Raw genomic sequence first — 17,436 nt, forward strand, 5'->3', positions numbered from 1 at the left:
AGACCAGCATGTCGCTTTCCTCCGCATTGAGTATCGCCCAATCGGCGCTTCTGGCCACCTCGCGGCAGACAAGCGTTGTCACGCGCAACGTCTCGGACGCCTCCAATCCGGACTATGCGCGCCGCATCGCCGTCGTCTCCAGTACGACGCCGGGCGCCCGGGTGGTCGATATCCAGCGCGTGACCAACGACCTGCTGTTTCGCCAGAACCTCGGCGCGTTGTCGGCCTATAGCGGCCAAAACGCGCTCTTCAGCGGCATGGATCAGCTGGACGTCGCGGTCAATGGCGTCGACAATGCGTCTTCGCCCTCGACCGCCATCGCCAATCTGCAGCAGCAGCTGCAGCTCTACGCCACCTCGCCGTCCAACCAGAATCTCGGCTCCACCGTCATCGACGCAGCCAGACAGGTCGTGCGCTCCCTGAACGAAGGCTCCCAGGCCATTCAGGCTTTCCGCACCCAGACCGACGGTCAGATCGACACCGCGGTCAAGGACCTGAACTCACTGCTCGGCCAGTTCCAGGATGCCAACCAGGCCGTCATGTCCGGAACCCGTTCAGGCACGGATGTTTCCGACGCGCTCGATCAACGCGACGCGCTGCTGAAGAAAATCGCCGACTATGTTCCGATCTCGACTTTCACGCGCGGTGACAATGACATGGTCATCACCACGGGTGACGGCACCACATTGTTCGAGACAATCCCGCGCACGGTGAGCTTCACGCCGTCGGCCGGCTATGCCGCCGGCGCGGCCGGCAACACCGTCTACATCGACAACGTGCCCGTCTCGGCGGGTGCCGGCGGCAACACCAGCGCCAGCGGCAAGCTTGCCGGCCTGCTGCAACTGCGCGACGGCGTCGCCTCGACCATGCAGGGCCAACTCGACGAGACCGCGCGCGGCCTGATCACGGCCTTTGCCGAGACCGCGCCTTCGCTGCCCAACGCCGCCGGCCTGTTCACATGGTCCGGCGCGCCGGCCGTTCCGGCCGCGGGCACGCTGGTCAACGGCCTTGCCGGTTCGATCAGTATCAACGCGGCGATGGACCCCAGCGTTGGCGGCAATCCGACATTGCTGCGCGACGGCGGCGCCAACGGTGTCGCCTATATCGCTAACACCGGTGGCGGGGCATCCTATTCCAGCCTTCTGGTTGCCTATGGCGACCGACTCGACCAGCCAATGACGTTCGATTCCGCCGCCGGGATTTCGGCGACGTCCAGCGTTTCCGACTATGCCGCCAATTCCATCGGCTGGCTCCAGGCCATGCGCCAGCAGGCGTCGACCGCGTCGGACGCCAAGGAAGCGCTGGCGCAGCGCAGCGCCGAGGCGCTGTCCAATGCCACCGGCGTCAATGTCGATCAGGAAATGTCGCTGATGCTCGATCTCGAACACACATACCAGGCATCGGCCCGGATGATGAAGACCGTTGACGATATGATGACGGCCCTGTTGAACGCGGTGGGATAATCCATGACCTCAGTTTCCTCGGCCGCCCTTACCAACGCCATGCGCTACCAGCAGATGCGCATGCAGGCGGACCTCGTCAAAGCCACCAAGGAATCCTCGACCGGCAAGGTCGCCGATGTCGGCCTGGCACTGGGCGGCCGCACGGCCCAGTCGGTCACCTTCTCGCGTGATCTCGACCGGCTGAACGTGGTCATCGATTCCAACGGGCTGGTCGCCGCCCGGCTTTCATCGACCCAGACCTCGCTCGGCCAGCTCTCCAATGTCGCGCAGACTTTCCTGTCCAGCCTCACAACCGCATCGTCTGGTGACAACTCCGACAGCCTGACCCAATCGACCGGCCAGACCGCGATCCAGCAGCTTGCCTCGATCCTCAACACGAGCGTCAACGGCGAATATCTGTTCGCCGGCACCAACACCGACGTCAAGCCGATCAACGATTTCACGGCGGCCGGCTCCCCGGCCAAGGCCGCCTTCGACGCTTCCTTCGTCGCCAAATTCGGCTTCACGCCAGCCGACCCGGCCGCGGCCAACATCACCGCCGCCCAGATGGACGACTTCATCACCAACGATGTCACGCCGCAGTTCCTCGGCGCGGGCTGGCAGGCCAACATGTCGAACGCGACCGACCAGCAGATCGTCAGCCGCATCGCGCTCAACGAAACCACCGCGACCTCGACCAGCGCCAACAGCGATGGTATCAAGAAACTCGCGATGGCGGCGGCAATGGTTTCGAGCCTGATGTCCACCAACATAAGCCAGGCGGCGAAAGACACGATCGTCAGCCGTTCACAATTGCTGGTCGGCGAGGCGCTGAGCGGCATCAGCCAAGTCCAATCCGAAACCGGCATCGTCCAGAAGCGCGTCTCCGACGCCAACGACCGCATGAAGACGCAGGTCGACCTGTTCGAGCGCCACATCCTCGATCTAGAGGCCGTGGATCCGGCGGAAGCCGCGACCCGCGTCGCCGATCTGACGCAGCATATCGAGACGTCCTTCGCTCTGACGGCGCGCCTGCAGCAGCTCAGCCTGTTGAATTACCTGACCTGAAAGCACTCTGAACCGGAACGGTAGAGCCAACGATGTACCAATTCTCCTATGCCGACGTCCAAAGCACCTCCGTCACGGACGCCAAGGACCGTGAGCGCGAGCTCCTGACGCGCTCGATCGACATGCTGTCGGCCGCCGCGGCGGCCGGGCAGGATTCGATGGAGGCCGTGGAAGCACTGCATTTCACCAACCGCGTCTGGACGGTCTTCGTCGAGGATCTTGGCTCCAGCGACAATGCGCTGCCCAAGGAATTGCGTGCCAACCTGATTTCCATCGGCCTGTGGCTGCTGCGCGAGGCCGAGGACATCCGCCAGGGCCGCACCGACAATTTCGAGGGGCTGATCGAAGTATCCCAGATCATCCGCGACGGCATTCAATGACCAACACGCTGAAGATATCGCTGAAGCCCAACGAGAAGATCTACATCAACGGCGCGGTCATCCGCGTTGATCGTAAGGTCACTGTCGAGCTGATGAACGACGTGCAATTCCTGCTCGAGAACCATGTCATCCAGGCCGACGAAGCGTCGACGCCATTGCGGCAGCTCTATTTCATCGTCCAGGTCATGCTGATGAACCCTGCCGGCGCCGATGAAGCGCGCGAGATGTTCCGCCGCTCGCTACCGCTGCTGATTGCAAGTTTCGAGGACGCCGAGATCGGCGGCGCGCTGAAACAGATCGACCGCATGGTCGGCGAGGATCACATCTACGAGGCCCTGAAGGCGATCCGCGCGCTTTACCCTCTCGAGCGCCGCGCGCTTGGCGGCAATGACGAAGTTCCGGGCGCCGCGCGCCCGCTGGCCGTGGGAGCACGATACTGATGACCGTGGACATGACGACGACGATACCGGCTGGCACCAACCAGACCACCACGCAGACCGCCAAGACCGCGGTCGACTACAATTCGTTCCTGAAACTTCTGATCGCCGAGATGAAGAACCAGGATCCGACCAAGCCGATGGATTCGACGCAGTACGTCGCCCAGCTCGCCACCTTCTCGCAGGTCGAGCAATCGGTGCAGACCAACACCAAGCTCGACCAGATCATGCAGTCTTCGGCATTGTCGCAGGCCGACGCTCTCATAGGCCGCAACATTACCTCGGCTGATGGCAAGATCACGGGCACGGTGGCGTCGGTCACGCTTGGCAGCAACGGACTGATCGCTGTGCTGCAGGATGGCACCACGGTCCCCGTCGGCGCGGGCGTGTCGATCAAGCCGGCGAGCTAGGCCAACCGCCCACATGAATGAGGCCGACGCTCTCGACATCGTCCAGTACGCGGTGTGGACGGTGCTGACCGCGTCCGCTCCGGTGGTGCTGGTCGCCATGGCGGTCGGCATCGGCATCGCCTTGCTCCAGGCATTGACGCAGGTCCAGGAAATCACCTTGACTTTCGTGCCCAAGATCGTCGCCATCATGCTGGTGGTGGCGCTTACGGGTCCCTTCATCGGCGGCCAGATATCGGCCTTCACCAATGTCATCTTCGAGCGTATCCAGAACGGCTTCTGAGCAAGGCCGGCAAAGCTGTGCGACGGCCTTCCGTCCAGTCTCGGCCCGGATGGAATGCAGCTTGCGGGCGGCCGCGTTGCGGCTAGAGTGCCGCTCCATGATCCGGCGAATTACCAGGCGGGCATAGCGGTGTTGTCTCGATGATGTCTCACGGATTTCTGGACCACGCCGGACCGGCCGGCACGCCATGTGCGGCATAGCCGGCGTCTGGCGCAAGCGCGATCCGATCAGCGGCGGCGACATCGCCGACGTCGCCCGTATGATGCAGGCGCTGGCCCATCGCGGGCCCGACGACCACGCCAGCTGGAACGACAGCCGGCTGGCGCTCGGTCACCGGCGGCTCTCGATCATCGATCTGTCCGCGCAGGCGCGCGAGCCGATGCTCACCGCCTGTGGCCAAGGCGTGCTGGTCTACAATGGCGAGGTCTACAATTATCGCTCGCTGCGGGACGCGCTGGAAGCCGAAGGCCGACGGTTCCGGACGGTCTCGGATACCGAGGTGGTTCTCGAAGCACTGCACCACTGGGGCCCGGACAAGGCCATCCCGATGTTCGACGGCATGTTCGCCATCGCCTATTTCGACGCCCGTGCCGGCGCCCTGTGGCTCGCGCGCGACCGTCTCGGCATCAAGCCGATGTCGGTGGCCGAGATGGGTGATCGGATCCTGTTCGCCTCCGAGGACAAGGCGATCCTCGCCTGCGACGGCGTCGCGCGGAGCGTCGATGCGCGCGAGATCACCTTGCGCCTGGCCTGGCAGAGCCGTGACTCCTGCTCCAGCCTGTTCCAGGGCATGGAGCGGCTGCCGCCGGCGGGCCTGTGGAAGATCAGCGATGCCGGCATTGAGAAGCGCTGTTTCTGGCATGTCCTCGATGTGCTCGACGCCGCCCGCATCGTCAGCGACACGGCCAGCGACGCCGACCACATGGCGACGCTGGAAACGCTGATCGAGGACAGCGTCGGGCTCCATTGCATCGCCGATACCAGCCTTGCCGCCGCCTGCAGCGGCGGCGTCGATTCCGGCCTCGTCACCACGCTCGCCAAACGGTTCAGGCCGGAGATGACAGCCTATGTCGTCGATCCCGGCATTGGCCACAGCGAGGCTAATGACGCCCAGCGCACCGCCAGCCACGCCCACGTGCCGCTGAACAGGGTGCCGGTCGACAAGGACCGGTTCCTCGACCTCTGGCCGAAGACCATCTGGCATTTGGAAAGCGATGGTTGGCATGCAAGCCATGTCTGCCTGCTCGCGCTCGCCGAGCAGTGCCGGGCCGACGGCATCAAGGTGCTGTTGACCGGTGAAGGCGCCGACGAACTGTTTGGCGGCTACGACTGGCAGGAAGCCAGCCTGAAAGTGTGGCGGGCCTGGTCCTGGCCGAGACGGCTGTTTGTTTCGAAGCGCAACCTGACCCGAAAATTCGAGCGCCAGCGTCATGCCCCCTTCCGCACATCGATCGCAGGTGGCCATGCCTGGGATCGCAACATCGTGCTCAGGGCGCTTTCGCCGGAATTGAATTTCCTTCAGACAAAAATATTCAACCGCCTGGAGCCAGTCACGCCGCTTGGCGACCGCGCCTTCCTCGGATGCTGCCTTCACGACATGTATTCGCATCTGCAGGACTTGCTGAACCGGCATGACCGGCTGAGCATGGCGGCCTCGGTGGAACTCAGGGTGCCGTTCCTCGAGAACCGGCTGATCGACTTCGCGATCCATCTGCCCCGGCGACACAAATACCGCCAGAGGCAGGGAAAGTGGCTCTTGAAGAAGGTCGCGGAAAAACACATTCCACTTCAGAACGTTAAGGCCAGGAAGAATGGTTTCCAGGTATCGGCGAACTTCACCGCCGGCACGGAGACCCTGTTGCATGGCGGCTATCTGCGCGATGCGATGAAGTGGCCGGCATCTTCGGTAGCGGACCTCATCGACCTGGCCAGGCGCGACCAGGCCTCGCGGCTTCGGTTGGTGGGAATGGAGCTTTTCCTGCGTCTCCATGCCGGCGGTCAATCCACCGGGCATCTGACCGAAGCATTGCATGCGGCCGTCGCCAAGACGCGGTGAAACGACACGCTGGGCGCCAGGGTGGCAAAGCGGTTTTGCGATGGCGGCGAAAGCGTGGCCCTTCGCTATCCCTTTGTTGGACCATGATCTTCCCTGCACGGCATTCGCCCTTTATGCGGCGATGCCATAGTTTCGGCAAATCATGCGGGGAAACCGATCCCCGCAAGGATCAGCACGCCGTGGCAGGAATCCACCCATGATTGACGAAAAGCCGGATAGCGAAAGCGTCTCGGCGCTGACGCCGTTCCGGCATGGCATCTTCCGCGCGGTCTGGGGCGCGAGTCTCGTCTCCAATTTCGGCGGCTTGATCCAGGGCGTCGGCGCCGCCTGGATGATGACCACCATCGCCACCTCGCCCTATCAGGTCGCCCTGGTCCAAGCCTCGACCACCTTGCCGATCATGCTGTTCGCGCTCGTGGCCGGCGCCATCGCCGACAGTTTCGACCGCCGCAAGGTGATGCTGGTCGCGCAGACCTTCATGCTGGTCGTCTCGGTGCTGCTGACCGTATTCACCTACTACGACTTGCTTACGCCCTGGACGCTTCTGGCCTTCACCTTCCTGATCGACAGCGGCACGGCGCTCAACAGCCCGTCCTGGCAGGCTTCCGTCGGCGACATGGTTCCGCGCGACAAGGTGCCCGCCGCCGTCGCGTTGAACTCGATGGGCTTCAACCTGACGCGCAGCGTCGGCCCGGCGATCGGCGGCATCATCGTGGCGGCCGCCGGCGCGGCGGCCGCCTTCGCGGCGAACGCCATCAGCTATATCGGCCTGATCGTGGTGATGGCGCGCTGGAAGCGGGAGGTGCCGGTCTCGACCTTGCCGCGCGAGTCGCTGGGGGCGGCCATGGGTGCTGGCCTGCGTTACGTCGCCATGTCGCCCAACATCGGCAAGGTGCTGGTCAGGGGCGCCGCCTTCGGCTTCAGCGCCGGCGCGGTGCTGGCGCTGCTGCCGCTGGTGGCCCGCGACGTCGTCAAGGGCGACGCGCTCACCTACGGCGTCATGCTGGGCGCCTTCGGCATCGGCGCCGTCGGCGGCGCGTTGATCAGCGTGCGGCTGCGGCAACTGCTCTCCAGCGAGACGATGGTTCGCTGCGCCTTCGCCGGGTTCGCGCTGTGCGCCTTCAACGCCGCGATCAGCCAGCATGCCTGGCAGACCTCGCTCGGCCTGCTCATCGGCGGCGCCTGCTGGGTGCTCGCGCTGTCCCATTTCAACGTCACGGTGCAGATGGCGACCCCGCGTTGGGTGGTCGGTCGGGTTCTGTCGGTCTACCAGACCGCCACCTTCGGCGGCATCGCGCTGGGCAGCTGGATCTGGGGTGTCGTCGCCGACGCGCATGGCGCCGAGACAGCACTGATCGCGGCTGCCGTCGCCATGCTGGCCGGCGGCGCCATCGGCCTCCTGCTGCCGCTGCCGCAGCAGCAGATCCTCAACCTCGACCCGCTCAACCGCTTCAAGGAACCTCACCTGGCGCTCGACCTTAAGCCGCGCAGCGGTCCGATCGCCATCATGATCGAATATGTGATCCGGCACGAGGACGAGACGGAATTCCTTGCCACCATGGCCGAACGCGGCCGCATCCGCCGCCGTGACGGGGCCCGCAACTGGACGTTGGCGCGCGATCTCGAAAATCCCACGATATGGATCGAGCACTACCATACGCCGACCTGGCTCGAATATGTCAGGCACAATGGCCGTATCACCCAGGCCGATGCCATGGTCGGCGAACGCTTGCGGGCGCTGCACTCGGGCGACGAGCCGCCGCGCGTGCGCCGCGTGATCGAGCGCCCGACGACCGCCGGCACGGCGCTGGTGCCGGCGAAGGGACCGATCGAGCATTGACGCGTTCGGAGACCGCGGGCGCCCTACCCCTCGCCCGACAGATCCCGGCGCGCCTTTTCGAGTTCCTCGGCATAGCGCCGCATCAAATGGCCCTCGGTCAGCAGCCCGAGCACGATGTGGTCGGCGAAATCCTCGACCACGGCCAGTTCCTCCGCCCCGGCGCGCTGGAAGGTCTCGGCGGCCGCCTGCACGTTCATGCTGGGCACCAGGACCGCATCCTTATACTGGGCAAGATCGCGCACCGGCACCTCGCCTCCGGAGGGATCGCTGTGCAGTTCGGCCACGATCAGCACGCCGACATACTCATCCCCCGGGTCGACCGCGATCACGCGCTGGGCCGAACCCAGCGGGAACTCCTTGCGGAAGGCGGCCAGCGTCGTCGAGGCATCGACGGTCTTGATGTCCTCGCGCATCATCGAGCCGACGGTAAGGCTGCGCATCCAGCCGACGTCGTGGGCGCTGCGGATCGTCTCGCCGCGCAGATGGAAGCGCCAGGTCGAGAACGAATAGCCGAAGGTCTCGCGCACCAGGATCGCCGCCATGATCGAGGCCGCCAGCACCACGCCGGTGAGCGTCAGGTCGCGGGTCGATTCCAGCGCCAGGAAGGTCATGGTCAGCGGACCGCCGACGACGCCGACGGCGAGCGACGTCATGCCGACGACGGCGGCGACGGAAGGGTCGATGCCGGTCGCCGGCGAGACCAGCGCCATGACGCCGGCGAACGCCTTGCCAAGCAGCGCGCCGAGAAACAGCGAGGCGAAGAACAGTCCGCCGCGAAAGCCCGAGCCCAGCGAGATGGCCGACGCCGCCAGCTTCAACACGAACACGCTCGCCACCACCGCCAGCCCATAATTCATGGCGAACTCGCGATGCAGCGCGCCGTGGCCGCTGGACAGGACCTGCGGCGTGATCAGCCCCAGCAGCCCGACCAGGACACCGCCGATGATGGGGCGCAGCGAGGCATCGACCGACAGCCTGTTGAAACCGCGTTCGATCAGCGTCACCAGTTGCATGATGGCGATCGAGGCCGCTCCGCCCAGCACACCGAGCAGCAGGAACGGCACATACTGGCTGGCGGTGAGCTGCGGCAGCCCTGCAAGCTCGAGCGGGAACGGGACGCCGCCGAAAACCTCGGCAGTCAGCGACGCCGAGATGGCCGCGGTCATGACGGGCGCGACATTGGCGACCGAGTAGATTCCGATGACAAGTTCGAAACCATAGAAGGCGCCGGTCAGCGGCGCGTCGAAGGCCGCCGCGATGGCGCCGGCGGCGCCGCAGCCGACCAGGATGCGAACATCGTTGCGGCGCAGCCGGAAGGCACGCGCCAGCCGTGAGGCGACGCCGGAGCCGACCTGCGTATAGCCGGCCTCCAGGCCGACCGAGGCGCCGAAGCCGCTGGAGATCATCGTCTGGACGACGATGATGAAGGTATCGGTCAGCGACATGCGCCCGCCATAGAGGGCGTTGGCCTCGATCGGGTCGACCGGCGTGCGGAATTTGCGGATCCTCAGCCAGACCACCGATATCCCGAGCAGGACGCCGCCGATCGCCGGGACCGCCGCCTGCATCGGATTGGCGAGCGAGAACATGCCCGACAGCCGGCCGCCTGGCTGGACGTCGAACAGCAATCCGTGCAGGTCCTGTACGATCTGGCTCATCGCTGTGACCAGTATACCCGCCGCGACGCCGACAATGCCCGCCAGGATCACCACCGCGATGCCGCGCGCCTCGAGCAGAGGGACTGATCTCAGAAGCACCGCGCGCAGCCGGCGGGCGTAAACTTGCGGTTGGGTCCTGGAAAGCACCGGGGCGGCTCGCCGATATCAAAGGGCAACGGTAGACCCGCCTGATACGCCGGGCGGCACGGCGTGACAACCACAATGCCGACATCGAAGGCGCCAATTTGGCCGCGAACCGTTCGATCCGGCTTTCTCCGCTTCCAGTGCCGACGGCTGCCCGCCAGTTGCGTACGCCCACCGATCCGGCGCCGACGTGGCCCACTCAGGTCGGCATGGGCTCGCCAGCCTCGTAGAGCACCAGCTTGCGCTCGCCGATACCGAGCCCCGGCCAGCTCGCGCGCCAGTCGGCAAGATGCGGCGCGCGGAAATGCGCATCGAGCGCAATCCTGTCGCTCCACACTTCGGTGACCCGGATCAAGCCAGGTTCGAAGACATCCTGCGCATAGGAATATTCGAGGCAGCCGTCCTCGGCGCGGCTGGCCGAGGCCATGCGTTCCATCACGGGCCTTGCCTCGTCGAGCCTGTCGGGCGGCAGGCGGATCGTGCCGATGATCAGGAGCATGGAGTATCCTTCGCCAGAGAATCGAGCCCGCACTCTCCCACCCTCGCGCAAGCTTGGCCAGCTACCCTCGCCGGGCTGTCGCATGCTCGGCAGCCCATGGGTTCGAGGACGAGAATGGCGATCAGCGAAAGCATCCAGCCCGGCGCGGTGGCCAAGAACGGCCGCGACGTCTTCTTCGCGCTCGGCATCGTCATCATCCTGGCCGTGCTGTTCCTGCCGATCCCGGCCTTTCTCATCGACGTCGGGCTGGCCTTCTCGATCGCGCTGTCGGTGCTGATCCTGATGGTGGCGCTGTGGATCCAGCGGCCGCTCGATTTCTCGTCGTTCCCGACCGTGCTGCTCATCGCCACCATGCTGCGCCTGTCGCTCAACATCGCCACCACGCGCATGATCCTGTCGCATGGCAATGAGGGCACGCACGCCGCCGGCTATGTCATCGCCGGCTTCTCCAAGCTGGTCATGGCCTCGGACTTCGTCATCGGCCTCATCGTCTTCATGATCCTGATCGTGGTGAACTTCATCGTCATCACCAAGGGCGCCACCCGCATCGCCGAAGTCGGCGCACGCTTCACCCTCGACGCCATCCCCGGCAAGCAGATGTCGATCGACGCCGACCTCTCGGCCGGCATGATCGACGACAAGACCGCGCAGTTGCGCCGGCGCGAACTGGAAGAGGAATCCTCTTTCTTCGGCTCGATGGACGGCGCCTCGAAATTCGTCCGCGGCGACGCCATCGCCGGCCTGATCATCACCGCCATCAACATCGTCGGCGGCATCGCCATCGGCTACATCAGGCACAATATGGGCATGGGCGAAGCCGCCGACGTGTTCATCAAGCTGTCGGTCGGCGACGGTCTCGTCACCCAGATCCCGGCACTCATCGTCTCGCTCGCCGCCGGCCTGCTGGTCTCCAAGGGTGGCACGCGCGGCTCGACCAACCAGGCCGTGTTCGGCCAGCTCGGCGCCCACCCGCGCGCGCTCTACGTGGCGGCCGCACTGCTGGTGCTGCTCGGCCTGATGCCCGGTCTGCCGCTGTTCCCGTTCTTCGCGCTGGCCGCCGGCATGGCCGGCCTCGGCTACGTCATTCCGATGCGCCACAACCGCGCGGTCGCCGAGGCCGAGGCGCTGAAGCACCAGGAGAAGGCGACCAAGGCCGAGGAGGAGAAGAATTCGGTCAAGGCCTCGCTCGCCACCGCCGAGATCGAACTTCTGATCGGCAAGCAGCTTTCCACCCGGCTCCTGGTCTCGCATCAGGAACTGGTCTTCCGCATGTCCAAGATGCGCAAGAAATTCGCCCAGCAATACGGCTTCGTCGTGCCGGAAGTGCGCGTCGCCGACGACTTCGCCATCCCGCCGAAAAGCTACCAGATCAAGGTGCACGGCACCGTGGTCGCCGAATATTCGATGCGCGTCGGCGAGATCATGGTGCTGCTCGGCAACCGCGACATACCCGAGATCCCCGGCGAGGAAATTCGCGAGCCGGCCTTCGGCATGCGCGCCTATTCCGTCATGGAAACCTTCGCCGAGGATCTGAAGCGCGAGAACTTCACCTTCGCCGACAACATGTCGGTGCTGCTCACCCACCTTTCGGAAGTCATCCGCAACAACCTGCCGCAGCTCCTGTCCTACAAGGACATGAAGGCGCTGCTCGAACGCCAGGACCAGGAATACCGCAAGCTCGCCGACGAGATCTGCACCACCCACATCTCCTATCCCGGCCTGCAGGCGGTGCTGAAGCTGCTGCTGGCCGAACGCGTCTCGATCCGCAACCTGCATCTGATCATCGAGGCCATCGCCGAGATCGCGCCGCATGTGCGCCGCACCGAGCAGATCGTCGAGCATGTGCGCATCCGCATGGCCCAGCAGATCTGCGGCGACCTCTCGGAAGGCGGCGTGCTCAAGGTGCTGCGCCTCGGCAACCGCTGGGACCTTGCCTTCCACCAGAGCCTCAAGCGCGACGCCAAGGGCGAGGTGCGCGAATTCGACATCGATCCACGCCAGCTGGAAGAGTTCGGCCAGGACGCCACCAAGGCGATCAAGAAGCACCTCGAAGCCGGCGAGCGTTTCGTGCTCGTGACCGCGCCCGACGCGCGCCCCTATGTGCGCATGATCATCGAGCGCCTGTTCACCACGCTGCCGGTGCTCTCCCATGTCGAAATCGCCAAGGGCGTCGAGATCAGGGTGCTCGGGACGATATCGTGAACATTCTCTCGCAGGCGGTCGTCATCGCGGCGTTCCTTGCCTTCTGCCGCATCGGCGCTTGCTTCATGCTGATGCCAGGCCTGTCCAGCGCCCGCGTGCCGGTGCAGGTCAGGCTGTTCGTCGCGGTCGCCGCCACCGGGGGCCTGCTCGCCTTCCTGTGGGACAAGATCTTTCCCTTCGTCGATCCGCGTCCACAGGTCCTGGTGCCGATGATCATCTCGGAGCTGCTGGTCGGCGGGCTGATCGGCGCCATGACCAGGCTCTACATGGAAGGGCTGCGCTTCATGGGCTCGGCCATCGCCATGCTGGTCGGTTATGGCGGCTCCGGCGGACCGGCGATCGAGGAGCCGGAACCGCAAGCGGCGCTCGCCGCCATCATTTCGTTCTCGGCGCTGTTGATGCTGTTCGTCTTCGACTTCGACCACGAGATCGTGCGTGCCCTGGTGACGTCCTACACGGTCGCGCCGGTCAACGTCTTCTTCAACCCGCAGGCGGCCCTCGTCGACATCACCGACACCGTGTCGGATACGTTCTTCCTGGTCATCCGCCTCGGCAGCCCGTTCGTCGCCTACGCCATTCTGGTCAATCTGACGATCGGCTTCGTCAACAAGCTGACGCCGCAGATCCCGATCTATTTCATTTCCCAGCCCTTCGTGATGGCCGGCGGCATGCTGATCTTCTATTTCGCCGTCGGCACCATGCTGTCGCTGTTCGTCGACGGCTTCGTCAACCTCACGCTGGCGAGGTGACATGAGCACGCGCAAGGATCGCCTGAAGAAACTGGTCAAGGTGCAGGAACAGCTGAAGGCCCTGCACGAGACCCGCCACGCCACCTTCGTGGCGGCGGCAAGCGCCGCCGAGACCGAAGCCCGCGAATTGATGGGCTATTTCGACCAGGACGATTCCCTTTCCGGCCTGTTCCCCGACCTGTATCATCGCCGCATCGCCCAGGCCGCCCTGCGCCAGGAGGCAAGCCTGGAAAGCGCCAGGCAGGAAGCCGGCCTCATCGCCGCCGCCACCGCCCGCACCAACATGGTGGAGCGTGCCTACAAGGACGTGCGCAACCGCGACGAGCGCGAGAGATCGGACCGCGAGCGGCTGGACCTGATCGCGCAGAAGCGGCAGGAATAGCCGCTTCGCACGCCTCACTTGGCGATGGCACCTGGCTCCAGCACCTTGACCGTGCCGTGTCGTGCATCGTTGCCCTTCGGCATGGCAGGGCTCGGATGGAAGCGCGCGCCTTTCAGCCAAAGCTTCAATGCTTCCCAGTGAATGCCGGCGATGATCTTCACCGTCACGAAGGGAAACTTGACCAGACACGCTCCAAGCTCCTGCGTGGCAAGTGGACGGGCGGTTGCTGCAAAGGTCGCCGACAGCAACGGCTCGCCATTTTCCGTCTCATGGATGCGAAGCCTGACGGTCTTGCCTGGCGGTAGGATGCGAAAGTGATAACGCGCATCCATCCCTATGAATGGTGAGACGTGGAAGACCTTGGCCTGAGTCTGACGCACTCCGCCGGGACCGAGTTCGCCCGTTCGGATCGGCGCCACGTAGATATGCCGGCCGCCGAACGTGTTGCGCACGGCGTAGATCAGGGCGATCAGCGCGCCGGCATCGCCGTAGCAGAAATAGACCGAGATCGGATTGAAGACGTAGCCCAGGATGCGGGGATAGGCGAGCAACAGCACGCGCACCGCAGGCTTGCCCAGGCCGGCGTCGGCGAGTTGCCGGTCGGCAAAGGCCCGCAAGGTTTCGCCCGGGGTTTCGACGTGATCGCTCTCATGGAAGGAGGCCAGACCAGACCGATTGACTCCCAACAGCCATGTCATGCGACCGAGCTCGGCAAGTCTGTCTATGTCGACCAGCAACGAGAACACACGATAGACGAAGCGGTGGCCGAACGGCTTCAGCCGCGCATGCATGACTTCACCCGGATAGAGCACGCCGGCCGCTTGCGGCGGCGGACCGTTCCGCTCCAGTGTGGTGACGCGTTGTTCCATGGCCGCGACCTGCCGCTATTCCGCCGCCAGGAACGCGGTGGACAAAGCCTCCTCGCTCCTGCGCCACGGGACTTTGGCGCCAAGCGAGATCGCCGCGTTCAGGCCCGAGCGCAAGCCGTCCTCATGGAAACCATGGCCGGTCCACGCGCCGGCAAAGTAAGTGCCGCGCACGCCTTGGATATCATCGAGACGGGCCTGCGCCGACAAGGCGCGGGCGTCGTACTGCGGATGCTCGAACGTCCACTCGCCGAAGATCAGATCCGGGCGCGGCTCGACGACCGGATTGAGCGAAACAAACAGCGGCCTTGCGGCGTCGATCCCTTGCAGCCGGTTCATCCAGTACGTGACCGACACTTCGGGTTCCGCGCCGTCAGAGGAGCAGCGCAGATAATTCCACGCCGCCCATGCCGCCCGCCGCTTCGGCATCAGCCGCGGGTCCCTGTGAAGCACGACACGGTTGGGGCGATAAGGTATGGACGACAGGACCGATTCTTCGACGCTCGTTGCATCGCCGAGCATGGCCAATGCCTGATTGCTATGGCCAGCAACAATGACATTGTCGAACCGCTCCGGCGCGTCGTCGCCGGCCCATACCGTGATGCCGAGCGCATCGCGGACCACCGTCTTGACGGGCGATGACAGCCGCAGCCTCGATCCGAGCGGCGCCAGCAGCTTGCGCAGATAGTTGCGCGAACCGCCGCTGACGGTTCGCCAAACGGGGCGCGTATCGTTGTCGATCAGCCGATGGTTCTCGAAAAAGCTGATGAAGCTCGCGGCTGGATAATCCAGCATCTTGGCGCGTGGTGTCGACCAGATCGCCGCAGCCATCGGGATGAGATAATTGTCGCGAAAACCCGCCGAGAAGCCGCGGGTGCGAAGATAGTCTCCGATCGACACATTACCCAGCGTGCCGTTGTCGCGCTCGGCGACGCATGCCTTGTTGAAACGCAGGATTTCACGCAGCATCCACAGGAAGCCGGGCGAAAAGAAGTTGCGTTTCTGGGCGAATATGGTGCGCAGCGTCGAACCGCACCATTCGAGCTTGCCGCCGTCGAGTGAAAGCGAAAAGCCCATGTCGCTCTCATGCGTGGCGACATCAAGGCGCGAAAACAGCGCGGTCAGATCCGGATAGGCCAACTCGTTGTAGACGATGAAGCCGGTATCGACGGAAATCGGCGTGCCGTCATAGTCGATGTCGACGGTTGCGGTGTGACCGCCCGCACGGTCCGAAGCTTCATAGAGTGTAACGTCCGCACCCGGATGCAGAGCCCATGCGGCCGCGGCCCCGGAAATGCCCGAACCGATGACCGCGATCTTTTTTCTGCCGTTCGGGCGGCCACGGCTGATGGGCACGATGTTCATCGATAATCCTTGTTGGAAATCAAATCTATAAGGCGCAAGTGGCACCCGGGGATGCTTGTAGATACGGGAGGATCCGGCGTGAGTTTCACCGTGTAGAAGTGGATATTTTCGGCCGCAAAGGACCTCTGATCCGACCTGTACCCCGGTCGTCAGCGGGCACGGGACCAATTGACCGACTTGCAGACCAGACCGCCAACGACGCAGCCCCGCGTGACAAGGCTCTTGCCGGCCACCTTGAGCTGGATCGCATAGGTCAGCGAGCGCTTTGCATCGAAGGCCTTGCCGGCCAGCGTATCGGCGGACTTCGGTTTCAGCGTCATCACCAGCTTGTCGCCGACGGCTTCACCGCCGCTGGTGTCTTTGATCCAGACATTGGTGGCGCAGATGTTCGATCCGCAGGGGGCGATCCGCACCTTCGCATTGCCGTCTCCACGGTTCCATATACCGCTCGGATCAGGTGCAGATGCGGCAAACGCCGATCCTGGGAACGAAACAAAAATAATCAGACTTGCCCCCGCTGCCACTCGGTTCATCACGCGCCCTATCATCCGTTTTATGGAGCTACGGGCGATATGCGGGGTGAGTTTCGGCCGGCCGAAACTATCCCCGCTCAAAACCGTTGCTGCGACAACGGCCAACGCCAATTCTGGAGCGAAGATGATCAAGACCTACGGCACCGCCTATCTGACGACGGCGGTTGTGTTCCTGTGCATCGACGCCGTCTGGCTGACGGTGATGAGCAGCCGGCTCTACAAGCCGCTGCTGGGTCCGATCCTGCTCGACGATTTCAACGCCAAGGCGGCGGCGCTTTTCTACGTCATCTACATCGCGGGCATCGTCTACCTGGCAGTGCAACCCGGCTTGCGGACCGGCTCATGGACAATCGCCGCGATGCACGGCGCAGTGTTCGGCCTTTGCGCCTATGCCACCTACGATCTGACCAACCAGGCGACGCTGAAGAACTGGCCGGTCGCGGTCACCATGGCTGACATCTGCTGGGGAACCGTGCTCACCGCTATCGCCGCGACGGCGGGCTTTCTCGTCTCCAGCGGGCTGTCGAGAACGCCTTGATCGACCTCAGCCTCCGACCCGGCGGCCAATCAGGTCCATCACCAGAAGACCGATGAAGGCCGTCAGCGTCCCGGCGCTCAGGGCGTTCATTTTCAGAAAACCGGCATACTCCTCCACCGAATACGTATGAACGGGCTCGCCGTAATGCCCGTGCAGGGCCGTGAAGGCCAGCAAACCGGCGGCGGCTATGACGATCGAGATTACACGCTCGGTAGGCCGGAACAGCACGAAGCCGAGCAGCACGCAAGGCAACAGAAAGATCTCCACTCCGGACGCGACGCCGAACACCTTGGCACTGAGCACCGTGTTGCCTATTCCGGCCAACGGCAGCAACGCACGCCCGGCACGGCCATTGACGCGCGCAAGTGCCGGCACCGCCAGGAAGAACGGCGTCGAGATGAACGTGTAGCAGGTAGGCGCGATGTCGGGGCCGACCGACCAGTAGACATAGAGCGGATAGAAAGGCTGGTTCCACAGCACGACAAGAGCAACCAGATTGGCGGTGGCAACGAGCGGATCGTCATGGGCAAAGTAGGTTCTTGCCGCGTTCCAGAACCTGCTCAGCTTTCCCGATCCGACAGCCATTC

18 protein-coding genes are annotated in these 17,436 nt (G+C 64.3%); 12 read left to right on the forward strand and 6 right to left on the reverse strand.

Features of this window, described 5'->3' with window-relative positions:
- Positions 1 to 8: 8 nt before the first annotated feature.
- The 8 genes from flgK to LB569_RS17970 all read left to right on the forward strand — a co-directional run bounded on the left by flgK (position 9) and on the right by LB569_RS17970 (position 7,913).
- Positions 9 to 1,463, forward strand: coding sequence for a flagellar hook-associated protein FlgK (gene flgK / locus LB569_RS17935; RefSeq protein ID WP_224693422.1), 1,455 nt, complete (start codon positions 9 to 11; stop codon positions 1,461 to 1,463).
- A 3-nt stretch (positions 1,464 to 1,466) separates the two neighbouring features.
- Positions 1,467 to 2,510, forward strand: coding sequence for a flagellar hook-associated family protein (locus LB569_RS17940; protein ID WP_224693423.1), 1,044 nt, complete (start codon positions 1,467 to 1,469; stop codon positions 2,508 to 2,510).
- A 32-nt stretch (positions 2,511 to 2,542) separates the two neighbouring features.
- Entirely contained in the window at positions 2,543 to 2,890 is a 348-nt protein-coding gene (gene flaF / locus LB569_RS17945; protein WP_140704481.1) for a flagellar biosynthesis regulator FlaF, read from the forward strand.
- A complete protein-coding gene (flbT, locus tag LB569_RS17950) occupies positions 2,887 to 3,330 on the forward strand; it encodes a flagellar biosynthesis repressor FlbT (protein ID WP_140704479.1) in 444 nt (147 codons plus the stop codon). Before flaF ends, flbT begins: the two co-directional genes overlap by 4 nt.
- Positions 3,330 to 3,737 (forward strand): flagellar hook assembly protein FlgD, encoded by a 408-nt coding sequence (flgD, locus tag LB569_RS17955; RefSeq protein WP_140704477.1) that lies wholly within the window; start codon positions 3,330 to 3,332, stop codon positions 3,735 to 3,737. Before flbT ends, flgD begins: the two co-directional genes overlap by 1 nt.
- Before the next feature lie 13 nt (positions 3,738 to 3,750).
- The gene (gene fliQ, locus LB569_RS17960; RefSeq protein ID WP_140704475.1) at positions 3,751 to 4,017 is read left to right on the forward strand and encodes a flagellar biosynthesis protein FliQ; all 267 of its coding nucleotides are present in this window, start codon (positions 3,751 to 3,753) and stop codon (positions 4,015 to 4,017) included.
- Positions 4,018 to 4,204: 187 nt separating this feature from the next.
- Positions 4,205 to 6,073: an asparagine synthase (glutamine-hydrolyzing) gene (gene asnB / locus LB569_RS17965; protein ID WP_224693424.1), complete on the forward strand. Its 1,869-nt coding sequence runs from the start codon at positions 4,205 to 4,207 to the stop codon at positions 6,071 to 6,073.
- 196 nt (positions 6,074 to 6,269) lie between these two features.
- On the forward strand, positions 6,270 to 7,913 hold the full coding sequence (locus tag LB569_RS17970) for an MFS transporter (protein WP_224693425.1): 1,644 nt from the start codon (positions 6,270 to 6,272) through the stop codon (positions 7,911 to 7,913).
- Between the two features lie 23 nt (positions 7,914 to 7,936).
- Here LB569_RS17970 and LB569_RS17975 read toward each other — a convergent pair whose 3' ends face one another.
- Positions 7,937 to 9,718 (reverse strand): chloride channel protein, encoded by a 1,782-nt coding sequence (locus LB569_RS17975; RefSeq protein ID WP_224693426.1) that lies wholly within the window; start codon positions 9,716 to 9,718, stop codon positions 7,937 to 7,939.
- 196 nt (positions 9,719 to 9,914) lie between these two features.
- On the reverse strand, positions 9,915 to 10,214 hold the full coding sequence (locus tag LB569_RS17980) for a putative quinol monooxygenase (protein WP_224693427.1): 300 nt from the start codon (positions 10,212 to 10,214) through the stop codon (positions 9,915 to 9,917).
- Between the two features lie 114 nt (positions 10,215 to 10,328).
- On the opposite strand from LB569_RS17980, the gene flhA reads away from it, so the two are divergent.
- From flhA to LB569_RS17995, 3 genes are read left to right on the forward strand one after another with little or no spacing between them, the layout of a single operon-like run.
- On the forward strand, positions 10,329 to 12,416 hold the full coding sequence (gene flhA, locus LB569_RS17985; RefSeq protein ID WP_224693429.1) for a flagellar biosynthesis protein FlhA: 2,088 nt from the start codon (positions 10,329 to 10,331) through the stop codon (positions 12,414 to 12,416).
- Entirely contained in the window at positions 12,413 to 13,165 is a 753-nt protein-coding gene (gene fliR, locus LB569_RS17990; protein WP_224539054.1) for a flagellar biosynthetic protein FliR, read from the forward strand. The genes flhA and fliR overlap by 4 nt, the downstream gene beginning before the upstream one ends.
- Position 13,166: 1 nt before the next feature.
- A complete protein-coding gene (locus LB569_RS17995) occupies positions 13,167 to 13,547 on the forward strand; it encodes a hypothetical protein (RefSeq protein WP_224693430.1) in 381 nt (126 codons plus the stop codon).
- A gap of 14 nt (positions 13,548 to 13,561) precedes the next feature.
- On the opposite strand, the gene LB569_RS18000 is transcribed toward LB569_RS17995, so the two are convergent.
- From LB569_RS18000 to LB569_RS18010, 3 genes are all read right to left on the reverse strand, one after another.
- Positions 13,562 to 14,416, reverse strand: a complete 855-nt coding sequence (locus tag LB569_RS18000; RefSeq protein ID WP_224693431.1) for a DUF1365 domain-containing protein — start codon at positions 14,414 to 14,416, stop codon at positions 13,562 to 13,564.
- 15 nt (positions 14,417 to 14,431) lie between these two features.
- Complete coding sequence (locus LB569_RS18005; protein WP_224693432.1) at positions 14,432 to 15,778, reverse strand: NAD(P)/FAD-dependent oxidoreductase; 1,347 nt, start codon at positions 15,776 to 15,778, stop codon at positions 14,432 to 14,434.
- A gap of 149 nt (positions 15,779 to 15,927) precedes the next feature.
- The gene (locus LB569_RS18010) at positions 15,928 to 16,443 is read right to left on the reverse strand and encodes a DUF2147 domain-containing protein (RefSeq protein WP_224693433.1); all 516 of its coding nucleotides are present in this window, start codon (positions 16,441 to 16,443) and stop codon (positions 15,928 to 15,930) included.
- Between LB569_RS18010 and LB569_RS18015 the strand changes: the two genes are divergently transcribed.
- A complete protein-coding gene (locus tag LB569_RS18015) occupies positions 16,439 to 16,849 on the forward strand; it encodes a DUF2177 family protein (protein ID WP_224693486.1) in 411 nt (136 codons plus the stop codon). The two genes, LB569_RS18010 and LB569_RS18015, sit on opposite strands and share 5 nt — an antisense overlap.
- Before the next feature lie 6 nt (positions 16,850 to 16,855).
- Here the strand turns inward: LB569_RS18015 and LB569_RS18020 are convergent, their stop codons facing one another.
- The gene (locus LB569_RS18020; protein WP_224693434.1) at positions 16,856 to 17,434 is read right to left on the reverse strand and encodes a hypothetical protein; all 579 of its coding nucleotides are present in this window, start codon (positions 17,432 to 17,434) and stop codon (positions 16,856 to 16,858) included.
- Positions 17,435 to 17,436 lie beyond the last annotated feature (2 nt).

It is taken from the genome of Mesorhizobium sp. BH1-1-4 (assembly GCF_020165665.1).
In the GTDB taxonomy this organism is placed as follows: Bacteria; Pseudomonadota; Alphaproteobacteria; order Rhizobiales; family Rhizobiaceae; genus Mesorhizobium.